The following is an 18,735-nucleotide window of genomic DNA, read 5'->3' as shown; positions in this document are numbered from 1 at the left end:
GCCAGCCCCCCGCTTGGCAGTGGTGCAATCGCAGCTCTCGCCATGAGGAGCCTGTGATGCAGACCCCGCCATTTCCCGAAGCGTCCACGGATGCCTTGATTGCCAGTCGCCTGCCTGCCTGGCTGACCGAGGCCCCGCTCGATACCCTTTACGCGTTACACGAAAGTCAACGCCGTCAACAGCAGGTACAGCAGCTACTGCACGACCTGCTGGCGCAGATCGCACCGCTGGACGTCTTCGCCGCCCCATTGCTGCAACACGCACTGCAAGCGCAGCATCAGCTGACGCTCGATGTGCGTCAGGCCAGATTGCGACGCAGAACCTTGCAGCGCTTCCCCTCGCACATTGCGCACGTGCCAGATGGGGTCAAAGAACAGGTTTATGAACACAGCTTGCTGCAATCGGCCTTGCATAACTTCACCGAGGGCGAAACATTCGCCAGCGCAATCATGCAGGGGACTGCGGTGCTGGATGCAACCGGGCAGCCTTGTTCGCTTGCTCCCAAGGCATTCTTCAGGCTGTGCCGCTCGCTCGACCTCGGTGGCCAGTACCAGTCGTACCTCCAGGCGCACCTGACACCGGCAGGAGAGGCCGGTCGGCAACTCGAAGCACTGATCGAGGAGGGCTTGCGTGCAAACCTGGAGGCGGCGTTACGGTTATCGCTGGTCAACGGGGAAATTGCGCAGCACGCTTATGAACATTGTGCTGCGCTGGTTGCGCTGTTTTCATCCGAGGCGTTTTCGGCTTCAGGGCTGCGGCCCATGCAACTGCGGGTATTCGGTCAGCGGGTACGCGGTGCGGTGGCGTTTGAAATCACTCATCAGGAGGCCACTGATGAGGTATTCGAGGGGATATTGTGCTGGATCCCCGATGACCCTCAAGGCCCCTTGACCTGGTACACGTCCTGGGATGTCTTGTACTTGACCCTGGGCAAGCAGTTTCGCTTACCTGGGTACGTCGAGTTCTTTCAGCGGTTCATCGGTGCACGTGACCTGCAAGCCTACGTGCGCGCCCTGGATAACGCGCTGAAAGCCACCGACCGGGATGTGCCGGTCGAGCTTGACGGGCGTCATGAAGCAATCGAGCTACCGCTGTTCGAGTATTTGCGCACGCAGCAGATCGACACCCTGCTGGACAACGCCAAGGTGCACGGCGTGCCCACTGCAGAAGTGGATGCGCAGGTACGCGACAGGCGCCTGCATTTCTACCTGAGTTTTGCCCTTGATGCGTTGGGCCTGGCAAGTTTCGCGCTGCCCGTGCTGGCTTTGCCGCTGCTGGGCATCACTGCGCTGCAGGTGGCGGATGAGGTCTACGAGGGTTATGCCGATTGGCAACTGGGGGACCGCCAGGGCGCACTGGAACACGTGTATGCGGTTGCAGAAACCGTGGCCATGACCGCTGTGAACGCTGGTGCAGGCGCAGCGTCGCACCGGCTGGCGCGTAACGTACGGGTCGAAACGTTGGTGCCGGTGCATGCGGTTGATGGCACGGTGAAGTTGTGCGACCTCGACTTGCCAGGTTATGCCGTTCAACACCAAGGCACCGTCGGCACGGTGGTCACGGTGCAAGGCGCAGAAGTGGTGCGTACCCCCCTGGCCAGCCATGTGACCTCAGCAAACGGTGAAACCCAGCAGCGCCGTATCCGCCACCCCACGCGCAGCAATGCCTACGCACCGTTGCTTGAAGGCAACGATGCCGGTGGCTGGCAGCATGAACTTGAGACCCCACATGAATGGCACGGCAGTGTTCAGCTGTTCAAGGACCTCGCTACGGATTGGGCGAACCTCGACGAGCAGGCCATACATAACGTGATGCGGGCCACAGGGCTCAATGAAGACCTGTTGCGCCGATTGCATGTGGAACACGCCTCGCCCCCGGCCCGCGTGTTGGATGCGCTGCAGCGGCACCAGTTGCACACGCAGTTGCCAGGGCTGCAAGGCGAGGGCTTCGAGCTGCAGTTACAGGCGCAACAGCCCTGGCCGTCCGAGGCCGAAACCCTGCTGCGTCGGGATTTCCCCGGGTTGTCGGTGCTGGGCGCGCGGGAGATCATCGCACACGCTGGTGAAGACCTGGTCGAGCAGTTGCAGGCGCACCAGCGTGTACCGCTGGCCTTGGCCGAGCACGCGCGCTGGTACTTGCGCGATACGCGCCTGGACCGCGCTTGCGCGGGGCTGCTGCAAGCCGCAGCGATCAATCGTGATACCGAGCAACTGGCGCTGGGCCTGATCGCTGACCGTGCTCCTTGGCGCGGCGTGCGCATCGAGGTGCGCGGCGATACGCACTTGGGCGCACGGTCTGCCTGGGCCGGTGCGCAAGAGGCCAGTGAAGTCCGTAGCGTAGTCAGAACTGCCCATGGCTATCAGGCGTTGGATGCGCACGGTGTCCCGCTGCCATCGGCAACGGCCGAAGACTCTTTGTTCCAGGCCCTGTTGCTGCAACTTGACCCTTGGCAGAAGCGGGCTTTGGGTAACGCTGGCGACTCACCTGAGGCGCTGGCTGAGGCGCTGTCGCTGTGGGCCGGTGAGCAGCGCGATCATGCCGCAACGCTGTTGGGCATGGCGCCGATCGGGCGTGGTTTCAGGCCACCGGTACGGCTCGGCGATGGTCGCCTGGGCTACCCGCTGAGCGGGCGTGGCGAGAGCAGCGATCGTGCGCTGCGACGCGGTATCCAACGGCTGTTCCCCGACATTGACCCAAGTACGATGGCACGCTTCGCGCAAGACGCCCGCGAGCTTGGGCTGACCCCTTGGAACTACTACCTGCGCCTGTGTGAAGAGCTGCGTGCCCTGGATCAGGCATTGGGCCTGTGGCGGCGACAATCGTCCGGGCCGATCCAGTTGCTCAGACGGGCGCGCATGGCACGGCGGATTCGTCATGCCTGGCAACGGCGCATTCGCGATGTTGACGGTCATCCAGCCCTGATCCTGGAAGGCTCACGCCTGGGCACGCTGCCAGCGCTCCCAGAATCGGTGCGCTTTGATCATGTGACCGCGCTCACCCTGCGCAGCCTCGAGCTGACAGCTATCGAGCAGGGCTTTCTTGCCCGTTTTCCCAATGTGCATCGTCTGGATTTGTCGTTCAACAGGCTGGCATCGATACCCGAAACCGCAGCATTGACGCAGCTTCGGCAGATAGATCTACGGGACAATCTTATCGTTGACATCAGCGAAGCGCAGGCGAGCGCGCTGCGTGCCAACCCCGAAAGGGTGCATTTGCAGGGCAATCCGCTTTCAGCAATGGCGCGCGAGCGGCTGGCGATGGGGGCGTCTGCAGTGCCACCCGAGCAGGGCGCAGGAAGCAGGGAGCGGTGGTTCGAAGGGGAGAGTGAGCACGAGGCGGCGCGGCATCGCAGCCAGTGGCGGGCGCTAGAGCATGAGGCTGGCAGCGGCGGGTTCTTCGCATTTCTCGATGCGTTGCGGGCTAGCGAGAAGTTTGCGCTTGAACCCGCAGAGATGCGGCGTCGGGTAGGCGAGTTGATAAACGCCATGTACCACCATGCTCACATTCGACAGGCACTTTTCCTGCAAGCGGCTGTGCCTCGCAGCAGCGTCGACCTTGATACCCTCATCATCAGGTTGCAGGTTGCATTGCGTACCGATGGGGTGCACGGCCGGCGTATCGAGCGTGAGCTGCGTAGCCTTGGGCGTGAACTGTTCAGGCTCGATCAGGTGAACCGCTTTGCTGCACGTCATATGGACGGCCTGCGTCTGCGCGCCGTGTCATTCAACCCGAGCGAGATCTACCTGGCATTTCGGGCACAGCTCGCAGAGCAGTTGGGCATTTATGGCCAGCCGACGTACTTGAGTTTCAGGCACATCGAGCATGTGACGCCAGATGATCTTGTCGGGGCCGAAGCAGCTGTGTACGAGGCCGAGACGGCCGAGGCGCTCAGCCAGTTCCTGGCGCAGCAGGCGTTCTGGGAAGATCACGTTCGGGTTGCTTACGACGATCAGTTTGCCGTCATCCGTCAAGCCTACGTTGAACGACAAGCTGTACTCGCCGCAGACCAGGCCCACGAGCAGGTGTCGCCAGATGCGTTGGCGCGCATCACCGAACAGCGCCGGGAGGAGGAGCAGGCACTGACGCTGACACTGGCCCGCGGCAGTTACTGGACATGGTATCGGCTGGAGCCTCCCCACGGTCCTGGCACCCGGGCGTTTGCGCACCTGTCGAGGCGGCTTGAAACAAGCCTGGAGCTATGGCGCGGGCTGCCAGGTGAGCCCGAGTACGCCGCGCGGTCACATGTCGCGGATGTACTGCGCGCGTTCTGGCAGTCGAATTATCGCGAAGAAGGGCCGTCCTTGGGCTCTACCAGTACAGGTTTGACTATCAGTACGTTGCCTGTGTTGCCCGCCGGTATCATGTTCGACCGGCTACGAGCCTTGTCCTTGCGTAATCAGCAGCTTTCGAACATCCAGGCTGACTTCCTGCGCCATTTTCCCAACCTGGAGGTCGTGCAGCTGTCTGGCAACCGACTGACCGAGCTTGGCGGGCTGGAACACCTGCCGCAGTTGCGCAGCTTGGACCTTGGCGGAAATCTGCTTGAGACGGTGACAGGGTTGCAGCACGTGACCCACCTGACCGATCTGGACCTCAGTGGCAACCACCTGGAGCAACTGCCGGCCGGCGTCGAGCAGTTGGCCCAACTGGCCAGCCTGGACCTTTCGTTCAATCGGCTCAACGTACTCGATGAGCGCATCGGGCAGTTGGCAAACCTTGAGAACCTGCAGTTGAGCGGTAACCTGCTGAGCAGTGTGCCCAGCAGCCTTGGCAACCTTGCCCAACTGAATATTCTCAACCTTGGCGCGAACCGCTTTGCCACTGTCCCGGAGCGTTTGAATCATCTGGGCAGGCTGACCCAGCTGTACCTGCACGACAATGTGATAACCCTCGATGCAGAAAGCCAGTTGCGCCTGGAGTGGTTCTCCCGGTTGGAAGTCCTGGACTTTGATGGAAACCCGTTGGGTGTGGCCCCTCAGTTGCGCTACAACGTTCACCTGCAGTACGTGTCGTTGCGTGCAACGGGCTTGCGCAGTGTTCCGCTGGCGTTGATGCAGCGCTACCCGGACCTGGTCGTGGACCTGCGTGGTAACCGCATTGCGACGCTTGGCGAGGACGCGTTGAACTGGATCGAAGCCCACCCGGAAACGATCAATCTCGAACAGAATCAGCTGAACGAAGAGGTCATGGAGCGAATACGCGAGGCGCTGGCACGGGTGCAGGCCGAATGGGTGAGGGCGATAGAGCAGCAGCAAGCCACTGCGAGCAGGAAACCGCGGGGCCGCAGAGGCTGAAAAGCGGTTTTGCGTGGGTTGCGGTAGAAGAAGGGGCACGGCCCACCGGGTAGTGGGCCGTACTTGCCGCGGTCAGCGGCGGCGGAACAGCGGCAGCGGCTGATCGGTGGCGCCCTGATAGGTCACCGAGAAGTCTTTCAGACCTTCCAGTGCGTCTTCCGGGTCCTTGTCAGCACGGATGGCAAACGCGTCGAAACCGCAGCGGGCCATGAAGAACAGCTGGTCGCGCAGAACGTCGCCGATGGCGCGCAGCTCGCCTTTGAACTGGTAGCGGTCCCGCAGCAGGCGCGCGTTGGAGTAGTTGCGCCCGTCGGTGAAGGCCGGGAAGTTCAGGGCGATGACCTGGAAGTGCTGCACGTCCTCGCCGATCTCTTCCGCTTCCTCGTCGCTGTCCAGCCACACACCCAGGCCGCCGTCGCGGGCCTTGAGCACGTGGGCATGGTCACGCCACAGTTGCAGCGGGACGATGTAATCGTCGCAGTTGCTCAGCTCGTCGAGGGTAGTTTCCTTGGGCAGCAGGTGCCAGGTTTCGTCGACGATCTGGTTGTTCTTAATGATTCGCTGCATAGACGCGTTCCTTGAAGGGGTCGATGCCGATACGCTGGTAGGTGTCGATGAAGCGCTCTTCCTCGGTACGTTGTTCGACGTACACGGCGATCAGCTTTTCAATCACGTCGGCCATGGCGTCCTGGGCGAAGGATGGGCCGAGGATCTTGCCCAAGCTCGCGTCACGCGCAGCGTTGCCGCCCAGGGACACCTGGTAGAACTCCTCGCCTTTCTTGTCCACGCCGAGGATGCCGATGTGGCCCACGTGGTGGTGGCCGCAGGCGTTCATGCAGCCAGAGATGTTGAGGTCGATTTCGCCGATGTCGAACAGGTAGTCCAGGTCGTCGAAGCGGCGCTGGATGGATTCGGCGATCGGGATCGACTTGGCGTTGGCCAGCGAGCAGTAGTCGCCACCCGGGCAGCAGATGATGTCGGTCAACAGGCCGATGTTCGGCGTGGCGAAGCCACCTTCACGCAGTTCTTGCCACAGGGCGTGCAGCTGGCGCTGCTCGACATCGGCGAGGATGATGTTCTGCTCGTGCGAGGTGCGCAGGAAGCCAAAGCTGTAGCGCTCGGCGAGGTCCGCCACGGCGTCCAGCTGCTTGTCGGTCAGGTCGCCAGGGGCAACGCCGGTGGGTTTCAGCGACAAGGTCACGGCCACATAGCCGGGGCGCTTGTGGGCGCGGGTGTTGCGCGAGCGCCAGCGAGCGAAACCTGGGTATTCGGCATCCTGGGCACTGTAATCGACGTTGTCGAGTGCCAGGTAGTCAGGGTCGACGAAGTGGCGCGACACGCGCTGGACTTCATCTTCGGTCAGGGTGCTGCTGCCGCCACGCAGGTGGACCATTTCGGCCTCGACCTTCTCGGCGAACACTTCGGGCGTCAGCGCCTTGACCAGGATCTTGATCCGCGCCTTGTACTTGTTGTCACGGCGACCGTAACGGTTGTACACGCGCAGGATGGCGTCCAGGTAGCTGATCAGGTCTTGCCAGGGCAGGAACTCGTTGATGAACGAGCCGACCACCGGGGTACGGCCCAGGCCGCCGCCCACCAGTACGCGGAAGCCAAGCTCGCCGGCTTCGTTGCGCACCGGCTCCAGGCCGATATCGTGTACTTCGATGGCGGCGCGGTCTTCCTTCGAGCCGTTGATGGCAATCTTGAACTTGCGCGGCAGGTAGGCGAATTCCGGGTGGAAGGTGGTCCACTGACGGACGATCTCGCACCACGGGCGCGGGTCGATCAGCTCATCTGCGGCGACACCGGCGAACTGGTCGGTGGTGGTGTTGCGCAGGCAGTTGCCGCTGGTCTGGATCGCGTGCATCTGCACGGTGGCCAGCTCGGCAAGGATGTCCGGGATGTCTTCCAGCGCCGGCCAGTTGTACTGCACGTTCTGGCGGGTGGAGATGTGGGCGTAGCCCTTGTCGTAGTCGCGAGCGATCTTGGCCAGTGTGCGGACCTGGCGGGCGTTCAGCTGGCCATAAGGCACGGCGACGCGCAGCATCGGCGCGAAACGTTGGATATACAGGCCGTTCTGCAGGCGCAGAGGGCGGAATTCTTCTTCGCTCAGCTCACCGGCCAGGTAGCGGCGGGTCTGATCACGGAACTGCTTGACGCGGTCCTCGATGATCCGCTGATCGTACTCGTCGTATACGTACATAAAAGTCCTGTCTCAGGCTGCATGCAGCTATTCGCGCGCACGGCCGCGCACTCCGGTTCGGAGCTGGGGAACGATATCAGAGTGTGTTTATGCGCTAAAGTGATGTTTTTGCATATGAAAAGAACCAAACGAACTAAGTGAGACTGACTGGCATTTGTTCGTCAACGCGGGTCGCAGGTTTATACTCGCGGGTTTGTTGCAAGGGGTGTAACCGCATGCTCAAGGCGCTGTGCCAAAGCTTGTGCCTGAGCCTGCCGTTGGCAGCCAATGCGCAGGCTGCTTCAGTCGTGTTCCTTAACCCGGGCCTTTCGAGCGAGACATTCTGGGTTGGGTATTCGCGCTTCATGCAGGCGGCGGCCGACGACCTGGGCCTGACGCTGCGGGTGGAATACAGCGAGCGCAGCGCCGAACGTGCGCTGAACCAGGCACGGGCGCTTCTCAAAGGCCCGCAGCGCCCGGACTATCTGGTGCTGGTCAACGAGCAGTACGTGGCGCCAGAAATCATCCGCCTGTCCCAGGGCACCGGGGTCAAGCTGTTTCTGGTCAATAACGGCCTGACCGCCAGCCAGGCGCAGAGCATCGAGGCCCAGCCTGAGAAGTATGCCCAGGTACTGGGCACGCTGATCACCAACGACGAGCAAGCCGGTTACCAGATGCTGCACGAGATGGTCGCCCTGCTGCCGCCGAGCAACGAGCCGGTGGACCTCGTGGCGTTTGCCGGGGTCAAGACCACCCCCGCCTCGCAGTTGCGCGAAGCGGGCATGCGCCGCGCCTTGGCTGACTTCCCCCAGGTGCGCTTGCGCCAGGTGGTGTATGGCGGCTGGAACCGGCAGCGTGCATTCGAGCAGGCGCAACTGCTGTTGCAGCGCTACCCGGGCACACGCCTGGTGTGGTCGGCCAACGACGAAATGGCCTTCGGCGCCATGCAGGCGTTCGAGGCTGCCGGGCGCATGCCAGGGCGGGACGCGGTATTCAGCGCCGTCAACAGCTCGCCGCAAGCGCTGCGTGCGCGCATCGACGGGCGTCTGGGCGTGCTCATGGGCGGGCATTTCACCTTGGGTGGTTGGGCCATGGTCATGCTCAATGACGATGCGCAGGGGCTGCCGATCAATCGGGGCGGGCGCCGTGAGCACAGTGTGCCGGTGCTGCAGTCGATTGACCCGAACAAGGCCCGACGCTGGCTCAAATTGCTCGAACGTGACGACTACGGCATCGACTTTCGCCACTACAGCGCTGAAGGCCGTCCATCCGATTTTCAGTACCCTTTCCTCACATCCCCTGTGGAGTACTGATCTGCCTGGCCGCGGCTGGCGAAAAACCCTGCTTGAGAGAAGGGCATTGCTCGTCTTTACTGCTGTGGGTGAAGTGCATTCCCATAACCACTACAAGAGGCAATGCAATGGGAAACTCAACCAAGGTCCGCAAAGCTGACAGCAGTGTCGATGCCTGGGCGATTCTGTGTTTGATCGTGCTGGTGGTCGTTACCGCCGTGTATTGGGTCAGCCACCAGTAGACTTCCCTTCAGACCGTGATGCAGCCTGAGCGCCTGCGGGGTGGATGCCCGCAGGCGTTTTCATTCAGGCTGAACCTCAGCGTGCCGTCAGGTGCATGGCCAGTTGCACCAGCCCGATCAGCAGCAGAATGAACAGCAGGGTGAACACCGTGCCCATGGCAATGAAGTGGCTGGCCTTGCCGTGGGTGAAGTCGCGCGCGCGGTTTTTGCCGCTTTGCACGCCGAAGGCGGCGGCGAGGATGCTGTGCAGCATTTGCCAGAAGGAGGGGGGCTTGCCTTGGCTTGAGTCGTCCATGGTGGCTCCTGGGTTTCGGAGGCAATCAGGGACAGTGTAGGCAATGCCAGGGTAGTTGGCATTTCTGGCCCTTTCGCGGTTAAACCTGCGAAAGGGCCAGCACAGGCTTAGTTGTCGTACCCGAGGTTAGGCGCCAACCAACGCTCGCTCACGCTCACTTCCTGGCCCTTGCGCGCGCTGTAGCGCTCGATCTGGTCCTTGTCCACCTTGCCCACGGCAAAGTACTGCGCCTGCGGGTGCGCAAAGTACCAGCCACTGACCGCCGCCGCCGGGAACATCGCAAAGTGCTCGGTCAGGAATACGCCGCTTGCGCCGGTCTCGCCAATGGCCGTGCCATCGAGCAGGCGGAACAAGGTTTCTTTCTCGGTGTGGTCCGGGCAGGCCGGGTAGCCTGGGGCAGGGCGGATGCCGCTGTACTGCTCCTTGATCAACGCCTCGTTATCCAGGTGTTCGTCGCGGGCGTAACCCCAGTGCTCTTTACGCACCTGCTCGTGCAGCCACTCGGCGCAGGCTTCGGCCAGGCGGTCGGCCAAGGCCTTGACCATGATCGAGCTGTAGTCGTCGCCCTTGTCCTGATACGCCTTGGCCACTTCCTCGGCGCCGATGCCGGCGGTGGTGATGAAGCCGCCGACGTAATCGGTGACACCGCTGCCCTTCGGCGCGACGAAGTCTGCCAACGACCAGTTCGGCTTGCCGTCGGGCTTGATGGTCTGCTGGCGCAGGTGGTGCAGGGTGGCCAGCGGCTGGCCGTCGTCGCCATACACCTCGATATCGTCATCGGCGACCTGATTGGCCGGCCAGAAGCCGAACACTGCGCGGGCACTGATCAGCTTCTCGTCGATCAGCTTGTCGAGCATCTCGCGGGCATCTTTGTACAGCGCTGTGGCCGCCTCGCCGACCACTTCGTCGGTGAGGATGCGCGGGAACTTGCCGGCCAGGTCCCAGGAGATGAAGAAGGGCGTCCAGTCGATGTATTCGGCCAGGGTCCGCAGGTCGATGTCCTGCAGCACCTTGACGCCGGTGAAGGAGGGCACTGCGGGCTGGTAGCCGGCCCAGTCATACTGCGGCTTGGCGGCAATCGCCTTGGCGTAGCTCAGGCGCTCGGTACGGGCACTGCGGTTGGCCGTGCGCTCGCGAACATCGACGTAGTCCAGGCGGGTCTTTTCGACGAAGCCGGGTTTGAGCTCCTTGGACAGCAGCTGGGTCGCCACGCCGACGGCGCGCGAAGCGTCGGTGACGTAGATCACCGCGTCGTTGCTGTACTTGGGCTCGATCTTCACCGCCGTGTGCGCTTTGGACGTGGTTGCACCACCGATCATCAGCGGCAGGTTGAAGCCCTGGCGCTGCATTTCGCGGGCCACGTGGACCATCTCGTCCAGCGACGGGGTAATCAGGCCGGACAGGCCGATGATGTCGCATTTCTCGTCGCGAGCGGTTTGCAGAATCTTCTCTGCCGGCACCATCACGCCGAGGTCGACGATGTCGTAACCGTTACAGCCCAGCACCACGCCGACGATGTTCTTGCCGATATCGTGCACGTCGCCCTTGACCGTGGCCATGAGGATCTTGCCCTTGGCCTCTGGCTTGTCGCCTTTTTCGGCTTCGATGAACGGGATCAGGTGAGCCACGGCCTGCTTCATCACGCGAGCCGACTTGACCACCTGGGGCAGGAACATCTTGCCGGCACCGAACAGGTCGCCGACCACGTTCATGCCGCTCATCAGCGGGCCTTCGATAACCTCGATGGGCCGCGCGCATTGCTGGCGGCACTCTTCGGTGTCTTCGACGATGTGCGCGGTGATGCCTTTGACCAGGGCGTGCTCCAGGCGTTTACCGACCGGCAGCGAGCGCCAGGCCTCGTTCTCGACTTCCTTGGTGGCGCCGCCGCCTTTGAAGTCGTCGGCGATGGCCAGCAGTGCATCGGTGCCTTCCGGAGTGCGGTTGAGCACCACGTCCTCGACCTTGTTGCGAAGGTCGGCCGGGATCTCGTCGTAGATCTCCAGTTGGCCGGCGTTGACGATACCCATGGTCAGGCCGTTGCGGATGGCGTGGAACAGGAACACCGAGTGGATCGCTTCACGCACCGGGTTGTTGCCGCGGAACGAGAACGACACGTTGGACACCCCGCCCGAGCTCAGCGCGTGCGGCAGGTGGTCACGGATGTAGGCGCAGGCTTCGATGAAGTCGACGGCATAGTTGTTGTGCTCTTCGATGCCGGTGGCGACGGCGAAGATGTTCGGGTCGAAGATGATGTCTTCCGGCGGGAAGCCTACTTCGTTGACCAGGATGTCGTAGCTGCGCTTGCAGATTTCTTTCTTGCGCGCGGCGGTGTCGGCCTGGCCGACCTCGTCGAAGGCCATTACCACCACGGCGGCGCCGTAGCGTTTGCACAGGCGGGCGTGGTGCTTGAACTGCTCGACGCCTTCTTTCATGGAGATCGAGTTGACGATGCCCTTGCCCTGGATGCACTTCAGGCCCGCCTCGATCACTTCCCACTTGGAGGAGTCGATCATGATCGGTACGCGGGAGATGTCCGGCTCGCCCGCGATCATGTTGAGGAAGCGGACCATGGCGGCTTGGGAGTCGAGCATCCCTTCGTCCATGTTGATGTCGATCACCTGGGCGCCGGCCTCGACCTGCTGCAGGGCCACTTCCAGGGCTTCGGTGTAGTTCTCTTCACGAATCAGCCGGGCGAACTTGGCCGAGCCGGTGATGTTGGTGCGCTCGCCAACGTTGACGAACAGCGACTGACGATCGATGGTGAAGGGTTCCAGGCCCGACAGGCGGCAGGCCTTGGCAATTTCCGGGATCTCGCGGGGTTTGTACTTAGCCACGGCTTCGGCGATGGCCTGGATGTGGCCCGGGGTGGTGCCGCAGCAGCCGCCGATGATGTTGAGGAAGCCGCTGGCGGCGAACTCCTCGACCACTGCGGCCATCTCGGCCGGGGTTTCGTCGTACTCGCCGAAGGCGTTGGGCAGGCCCGCGTTGGGGTGCGCCGAAACATGGGTGTCAGCCTTGGTCGACAGCTCTTCCAGGTACGGGCGCAGGTCCTTGGCGCCCAGGGCGCAGTTCAGGCCCACGGAAATCGGCTTGGCATGGCGCACCGAGTTCCAGAAGGCTTCGGTGGTCTGCCCGGACAAGGTCCGGCCCGAGGCGTCGGTGATGGTGCCGGAGATCATGATCGGCAGTTCGACCTGGTCATCCTCGAACACCTGTTGCACGGCGAAGATCGCCGCCTTGGCGTTCAGGGTGTCGAAAATGGTTTCGATCAGGATCAGGTCGGCACCGCCCTCGATCAGGCCGCGGGTGGCCTCGACGTAGTTTTCCACCAGCTCGTCGAAGGTGACGTTGCGGTAGCTGGGGTCGTTGACGTCCGGGGAAATCGAGCAGGTGCGGCTGGTCGGGCCAAGCACGCCGGCGACGAAGCGCGGTTTGTCTGGCGTCTCCAGGGTCTTGGCATCGGCGACCTGGCGGGCGATGCGCGCGCCCTCGACGTTCAGCTCGTAGACCAGCGACTCCATGCCGTAGTCGGCCTGGGAAATCTGCGTGGCGTTGAAGGTGTTGGTTTCGAGAATATCGGCGCCAGCATCCAGGTAGGCTTTTTCGATGGCGGCGATGACATCAGGGCGGCTGAGCAGCAACAGATCGTTGTTACCCTTTACATCGCTTGGCCAATCGGCAAAGCGCGTGCCACGATAGTCGTGTTCCTCGAGGCGATAACTTTGGATCATAGTACCCATGCCGCCGTCGAGGATCAGGATGCGCTCTTTGAGTGCGTGCTGGAGTGCTTGGAGACGAGCGCTGCGGTCGGACATAGGAACTACCTGGTCGGGCGATATCAGAAGGTGCCGAATCATAACAAAGCTGCGCGGTTTTTAGGCGCATCGCCCATTTGCATGAATTTTGCTCATGTTGGCGCACAAGCACCCAAGCGCCACCAGGCAATCGTGATGGCTTTCATGAACCAGGACTTTTCGCACATGCTGCATCGTATTCTTGCCGGCGTCTTCGCCTTGCTCATCAGCGGCGTGGCGTTCGGGCAAGCCCCCCAGTCGAGTCCGGCCATTTCCTACACCCGGGACATTCAGCCGATCTTCACCGAGAAATGCGTGGCCTGCCACGCTTGTAACGACGCGGCCTGCCAGCTCAAGCTGGAAAGCCCCGAAGGGGCCGTACGTGGCGCCACCAAGGTACCGGTGTACCAAGGCGACCGAAGCAAGGCGGTGCCCACCACGCGGCTGTTCTACGACGCCCACAGCGAGGGCGAGTGGCGCAAGAAGGGCTTCTACTCGGTGCTCGACAGCCAGGGCAGCCAGGCGGCGCTGATGGCGCGCATGCTCGAACTTGGGCACAAGACACCGCTCACGCCCAATGCCAAGTTGCCCGAGGACATCGTCCTGGGGATCAGCCGCAACAACATGTGCCCGTTGCCCCATGAGTTCGACGCCTACGCTGGCGCGCACCCCAAAGAAGGCATGCCGCTGGCGGTCACCGGCCTGACCGACCAGGAGTACAGCACGCTGCAACGCTGGCTGGCCACGGGGGCGCCGGTGGAGTACCAGCCGGTCCAGCCCAACCCGGCCGAGGCCAGGCAGATTGCCGACTGGGAAGCGCTGCTCAACCGCCCAGGGTCCACCGAAGCCCTGGTCGGGCGCTGGCTGTACGAGCACCTGTTCCTTGCACACATCTACTTCGTTGGCGGGGAGCAGGGCCACTTCTTCCAGTGGGTGCGTTCGCGCACGCCCAGCGGCCAGCCGGTCGACCTGATCGCTACCCGTCGCCCCAACGACCCGCCGGGCACCGACTTCTATTACCGGCTGATTCCGGTGCAAGGCGTGATCGTGCACAAGACGCACATCACCTACCCAATGGGCCCACAAAAGCTCAAGCGGGTGAAGCAACTGTTTTACGCCGGTGACTGGCACGCTGCGGCGCTGCCCGGCTATGGCCCGCGTCATCGGGCCAACCCGTTCGAGACCTTCGAGGCGATCCCGGCGGTGGCGCGCTACCAGTTCATGCTGGACAACGCCGAGTACTTCGTGCGCACCTTCATCCGCGGCCCGGTGTGCCGTGGGCAGATTGCGACCGACGTGATTCGCGACAACTTCTGGGCGCTGTTCCAGGAGCCGGCCCATGATCGCTACATCACCGATGCCCAGTACCGCGGCGCCGCCACCCCGTTGCTGGCCATGCCGGGGCAGGTCGATGACGTGGGCAGTGTGCTGAGCCTCTGGCACGCCTACCGCGACAAGCGCAACGAGTACGAAAAACTGCGCCGCGAAGCCTATGCCGAAATGCCGGCGCCGGGCTGGTCGACGTTGTGGGCGGGTAACGACAATGCGCTGCTGAGCATTTTCCGCCACTTCGACAGCGCCTCGGTGAGCAAAGGCCTGATCGGCGATGTGCCGCTCACCGTGTGGCTGTTCGACTACCCGCTGCTGGAGCGCACCTATTACCAGTTGGCGGTCAACTTCGATGTGTTCGGCAACGTCTCGCACCAGTTGCAGACACGCCTGTACTTCGACCTGATCCGCAACGGTGCCGAAGTCAATTTCCTGCGCCTGATGCCGGCCGATCAGCGCGGCGCGATCCTCAGCGACTGGTACCAGAACAGCGGCAAGGTGAAGATGTGGCTCGATTATGAAGACATCGATACCGATACCCCGAGCGGCATCAAGCTCGACCCGGGCAACCCCAAGCGCGACTTCGGCCTCAAGCTGCTGCAGCGCACCGGCAGCCTGAATGCGGCACCCGACCCGATCAACCGATGCCAGGGTGCCTACTGCTCACGGCCGCAAATGAGCGAAGAGTTCCGCAATGCCGAGCAGTCGCTCAGCCGCCTGGTGTCGCGCCCGGCTGCCGGGCTCAAGGTCATCAACCAGCTGCCTGAGGCAAGCATGCTGCGCATCGAAGGGCAGGGCGGTCAGCGCCAGGTGTACAGCCTGCTGCGCAACCGTGCGCACAGCAACGTCGCCTTCCTGCTGGGCGAAGCTTCCCGCTATCAGCCAGGGCTGGACACACTGACCTTGTACCCGGGCGTACTCAGCAGCTACCCGAACTTCATCTTCAACATACCGACCCAGGATGTGCCGGAATTTGTCGAAGACATGGAGTATGCGCGTGATGACCCGAGCAAGTTCGAGCGCATCGTCATGCGCTGGGGCGTGCGCCGTAGCCATCCGCAGTTCTGGCAGTACTTCCATGACCTGAACAGCTACATCAAGGAGACCCAGCCGGTGGAAGCGGGTGTGCTGGACATGAACCGCTACGAGAACCTCTGATCGGTTGGCCTGACCTTTCCGGGGTAGCTGCGGTCGGAAACGGTGGGTGGTCCTGATCGACTGCAGGGGGGGCTGCTGGGCAGCCCTTCGCGGGTATTGCCCCCTCTGCGCGCGGTCACCGGCCTCAATGCACCGGCAATCGCAGGGTATTCCATGCTGTATTCGCTTCAGGCACTGCGGGCGTTCGCCGCCTGGGTGGTGGTTTGCCACCATTTCATGCAGATTTTCTTCGACTTCCACGCCAGTGGCCCCATCGGCCAACTGCTTACCGACCGGGGCGCCGTGGGCGTCGATATCTTCTTCGTCATCAGTGGGCTGGTGATCTACCTGTCGACCCGTGACAAAACCATCGAACCGCGTCAGTTCCTGCTCAACCGGGTGCTGCGCATCGTGCCGGCGTACTGGTTCTACAGCTTGCTCATGGCGGGCCTGCTGCTGGCGGCCAGCCGCTGGATGCCGCACCAGCAGTTCGAATGGCAGCACCTGTTGCTGTCGTTACTGTTCGTGCCAGCGGAAAACCCTGGGGGGTACGGGCTCTACCCGACCTTGAACGTGGGCTGGACGCTCAATTTCGAGATGTTCTTCTACCTGCTGTTCGGCCTGGCGTTCCTGGTGCGCCAGCGCCATCACCTGTGGCTGGTGAGCGCGGCGCTGTTGCTGGTCAGTGAAGTGCTGGGCCGGCTGGGCGTGCTCAGCCATTTCTACAACAACGACATCATCTACGAGTTCCTGCTCGGCATCGGCTTGGGCGTGCTGTATCGCCGGGGTCTGATTCGCGAGGGCGTGTGGATGCCGCTGGCGTTGCTCGGGGTGGCGGGGTACGCCCTCTATCACCTGGACGCTTCCCAGCGCCTGTTGCACTGGGGCGTGCCCAGTGCCTTGGTGGTGCTGGCCTTCATTGCCCTGGAACCCTGCTTCAAGGGCAACCAGGTACTCAAGGCACTCGGCGACTGTTCGTATTCGGTGTACCTGATCCACGTGCTGGTGCTGTATGCCGGCTGGTTCGCCAGTGAGTGGCTGCACTTGAACCCGTACCTGGTGTTTGCCCTGTGCGTGCCGTCCATTGGACTAATGTCGTGGTTCAGCTACAAGTGGCTGGAGCGTGGCTTGTACCGGCGAATGCAGGCCTGGCTGGCGGCGCCACGGGGCAGGCCCCGGCTTACGTGCTTTCCCGAGTCAAATACTAGGACTTTGTGCCGGGGCCAGGTTGGCGTACACTTGGCCGCAAGTCTGTGAGGAACTTACATGAGCGCTATAACCATTACCGACGCCGCCCATGATTACCTGGCCGATCTGCTCTCCAAGCAGAATACGCCCGGCATCGGCATTCGCATTTTCATCACCCAGCCAGGCACCCAGTACGCAGAGACTTGCATTGCCTACTGCAAGCCGGGCGAAGAGAAGCCTGACGACACCGCCGTGGGTCTGAAGAGCTTCACCGCTTACCTCGATGCGGTCAGCGTGCCCTTCCTTGAAGACGCGCTGGTCGACTACGCCACCGACCGCATGGGCGGCCAGCTGACCATCAAGGCGCCAAACGCCAAGGTGCCGATGGTCAACGAGGACAGCCCGATCAACGAGCGTATCAACTACTACCTGCAGACCGAGATCAACCCCGGTCTGGCCAGCCATGGCGGCCAGGTGAGCCTGGTGGACGTGGTCGACGACGGCATTGCCGTGCTGCAGTTCGGCGGCGGTTGCCAAGGCTGCGGCCAGGCTGACGTGACGTTGAAGGAAGGCATCGAGCGCACCCTGCTCGAGCGCATTCCCGAGCTCAAAGGTGTGCGTGACGTGACTGACCACACCCAGAAGGAAAACGCGTACTACTGACAAGTACGCGTCCCTAGCAACAAACTGTTACGGATTCAACCCCTGCGACAACAGGCCGCAGCCCGTATTCAAAGGGCTGCAGGCCAACACCGCCTTCGTCGGGTAGAAGCACTTGGGGTGTCATGTAAGAATGCCCCGGTTTTTCGACCGGCCCCTCCCAGGGTCGGCACCTTTCCTGTGAAGGATGGCCTGTAAAGGATGGTTCCATGAATGATCTGTATACCCGGCGCGCGGTTGTCGCTGGGATGGGCGTTCTCGGGCTTGGCCTGCTGGCCGGCTGCAGCCCGGCCCGGGGTCTCGAGTTCAAGTACGGCAAGAACATGAGCAACGAAATCCTTGGGCGCAAGTTCAACCTCAAGGACCCCCAAGGCAACCCGCGTACCCTGTCGAGCTTCTACGGCAGCATGCCGATGATCTTCTTCGGCTTCACCCAGTGCCCGGCGGTCTGCCCGACCACGCTGGCGCGGGCGGCGCAAATCAGGCAAATGCTCAAGGGCCGTGACCGTGACCTGTTCCAGGTGGTGTTCATCACCCTGGACCCGGAGCGCGACACCCCCGAAGTGCTCGATGCCTACGTCAAGGCGTTCGACCCGTCGTTTACCGCCCTGACCGGTACCCCTGAGGAAATCGCCGAGGTGGCCAAGGAATTCAAGGTGTTCTACGAGAAGGTCCCGGCCGGTGACACCTACACCATCTCTCATTCGTCCACCAGCTACGTCTACGACACACGTGGCACTCTGCGCCTGAGCCTGGGCCATTCCCTGAACGCCAAGGAATGCGCCGAAGACCTGGTCACCCTGATGGAGATTTGCTAATGGCTGTTTCACTGCAACCGTTCAAGCGCGGCCTGGCCGCCATCGCCCTGCTGGGCCTTGCCCTGCCAGCGTTGGCCGAGACCACCGTGAGTGATGCCTGGGTCCGTGCCAGCGTGCCGCACCAGCAGTCCACCGGTGCCTTCATGACCTTGACTGCCAGCAGCGACAGCAAGCTGGTAGGGGTCGAGTCGCCAGTGGCCAAGACCGTGCAGGTGCATGAAATGACCATGAACGGTGATGTGATGGGCATGCGTGAGGTCAAGGCAGTCGAGTTGCCGGCTGGCAAGGCTGTAACCCTGGACCCGAATGGCTTGCACGTCATGCTGATGGGCTTGAAGCAGCAGGTGAAGGAGGGTGAACAGGTGCCTCTGACCCTGCTCATCGAAGACGCCAAGGGTGGCAAGCAAACGCTGCAGGTGCAGGCGCCGGTGCGTCCGCTCAACGCCGAGGCTGGCGGTGGGCATGACCACATGCACATGAACCACTGAAATACCGGGGGCCGCA

Annotated in this window: 10 protein-coding genes and 1 pseudogene; 7 read left to right on the top strand and 4 right to left on the bottom strand. The window is 62.5% G+C overall.

Annotated features, from left to right (window positions below; genetic code table 11):
* Positions 1 to 56: 56 nt before the first annotated feature.
* Positions 57 to 5,294 carry an NEL-type E3 ubiquitin ligase domain-containing protein gene (locus NP534_RS02320; protein ID WP_274097624.1) on the top strand — a complete coding sequence of 1,746 codons (5,238 nt, stop codon included), beginning with the start codon at positions 57 to 59 and terminating at the stop codon, positions 5,292 to 5,294.
* Between the two features lie 72 nt (positions 5,295 to 5,366).
* Here the strand turns inward: NP534_RS02320 and NP534_RS02315 are convergent, their stop codons facing one another.
* Positions 5,367 to 5,861, bottom strand: a complete 495-nt coding sequence (locus tag NP534_RS02315) for a DUF934 domain-containing protein (RefSeq protein ID WP_033699021.1) — start codon at positions 5,859 to 5,861, stop codon at positions 5,367 to 5,369.
* Positions 5,845 to 7,497 carry a nitrite/sulfite reductase gene (locus tag NP534_RS02310; protein ID WP_033699019.1) on the bottom strand — a complete coding sequence of 551 codons (1,653 nt, stop codon included), beginning with the start codon at positions 7,495 to 7,497 and terminating at the stop codon, positions 5,845 to 5,847. Before NP534_RS02310 ends, NP534_RS02315 begins: the two co-directional genes overlap by 17 nt.
* A gap of 215 nt (positions 7,498 to 7,712) precedes the next feature.
* Between NP534_RS02310 and NP534_RS02305 the strand changes: the two genes are divergently transcribed.
* On the top strand, positions 7,713 to 8,789 hold the full coding sequence (locus NP534_RS02305) for an ABC transporter substrate-binding protein (RefSeq protein WP_274097623.1): 1,077 nt from the start codon (positions 7,713 to 7,715) through the stop codon (positions 8,787 to 8,789).
* A 297-nt stretch (positions 8,790 to 9,086) separates the two neighbouring features.
* Here the strand turns inward: NP534_RS02305 and NP534_RS02300 are convergent, their stop codons facing one another.
* Both NP534_RS02300 and metH read right to left on the bottom strand, forming a co-directional pair.
* Complete coding sequence (locus NP534_RS02300; protein WP_274097622.1) at positions 9,087 to 9,305, bottom strand: DUF2970 domain-containing protein; 219 nt, start codon at positions 9,303 to 9,305, stop codon at positions 9,087 to 9,089.
* Positions 9,306 to 9,412: 107 nt separating this feature from the next.
* A complete protein-coding gene (gene metH / locus NP534_RS02295; protein ID WP_274097621.1) occupies positions 9,413 to 13,120 on the bottom strand; it encodes a methionine synthase in 3,708 nt (1,235 codons plus the stop codon).
* Between the two features lie 165 nt (positions 13,121 to 13,285).
* Between metH and NP534_RS02290 the strand changes: the two genes are divergently transcribed.
* The 5 genes and pseudogenes from NP534_RS02290 to NP534_RS02270 all read left to right on the top strand — a co-directional run bounded on the left by NP534_RS02290 (position 13,286) and on the right by NP534_RS02270 (position 18,719).
* A complete protein-coding gene (locus NP534_RS02290; protein WP_274097620.1) occupies positions 13,286 to 15,586 on the top strand; it encodes a fatty acid cis/trans isomerase in 2,301 nt (766 codons plus the stop codon).
* Between the two features lie 153 nt (positions 15,587 to 15,739).
* Positions 15,740 to 16,773, top strand: a pseudogene (locus NP534_RS02285) (acyltransferase family protein).
* 58 nt (positions 16,774 to 16,831) lie between these two features.
* On the top strand, positions 16,832 to 17,416 hold the full coding sequence (gene nfuA / locus NP534_RS02280) for a Fe-S biogenesis protein NfuA (RefSeq protein ID WP_012271640.1): 585 nt from the start codon (positions 16,832 to 16,834) through the stop codon (positions 17,414 to 17,416).
* 206 nt (positions 17,417 to 17,622) lie between these two features.
* Positions 17,623 to 18,231, top strand: coding sequence for an SCO family protein (locus tag NP534_RS02275; RefSeq protein WP_033699010.1), 609 nt, complete (start codon positions 17,623 to 17,625; stop codon positions 18,229 to 18,231).
* Entirely contained in the window at positions 18,231 to 18,719 is a 489-nt protein-coding gene (locus tag NP534_RS02270; RefSeq protein WP_186663176.1) for a copper chaperone PCu(A)C, read from the top strand. The genes NP534_RS02275 and NP534_RS02270 overlap by 1 nt, the downstream gene beginning before the upstream one ends.
* Positions 18,720 to 18,735 lie beyond the last annotated feature (16 nt).

The organism is Pseudomonas sp. 39004 (assembly GCF_028682155.1).
In the GTDB taxonomy this organism is placed as follows: domain Bacteria; phylum Pseudomonadota; class Gammaproteobacteria; order Pseudomonadales; family Pseudomonadaceae; genus Aquipseudomonas; species Aquipseudomonas capeferrum.
This window is presented reverse-complemented; position numbering and strand designations above follow the sequence as displayed.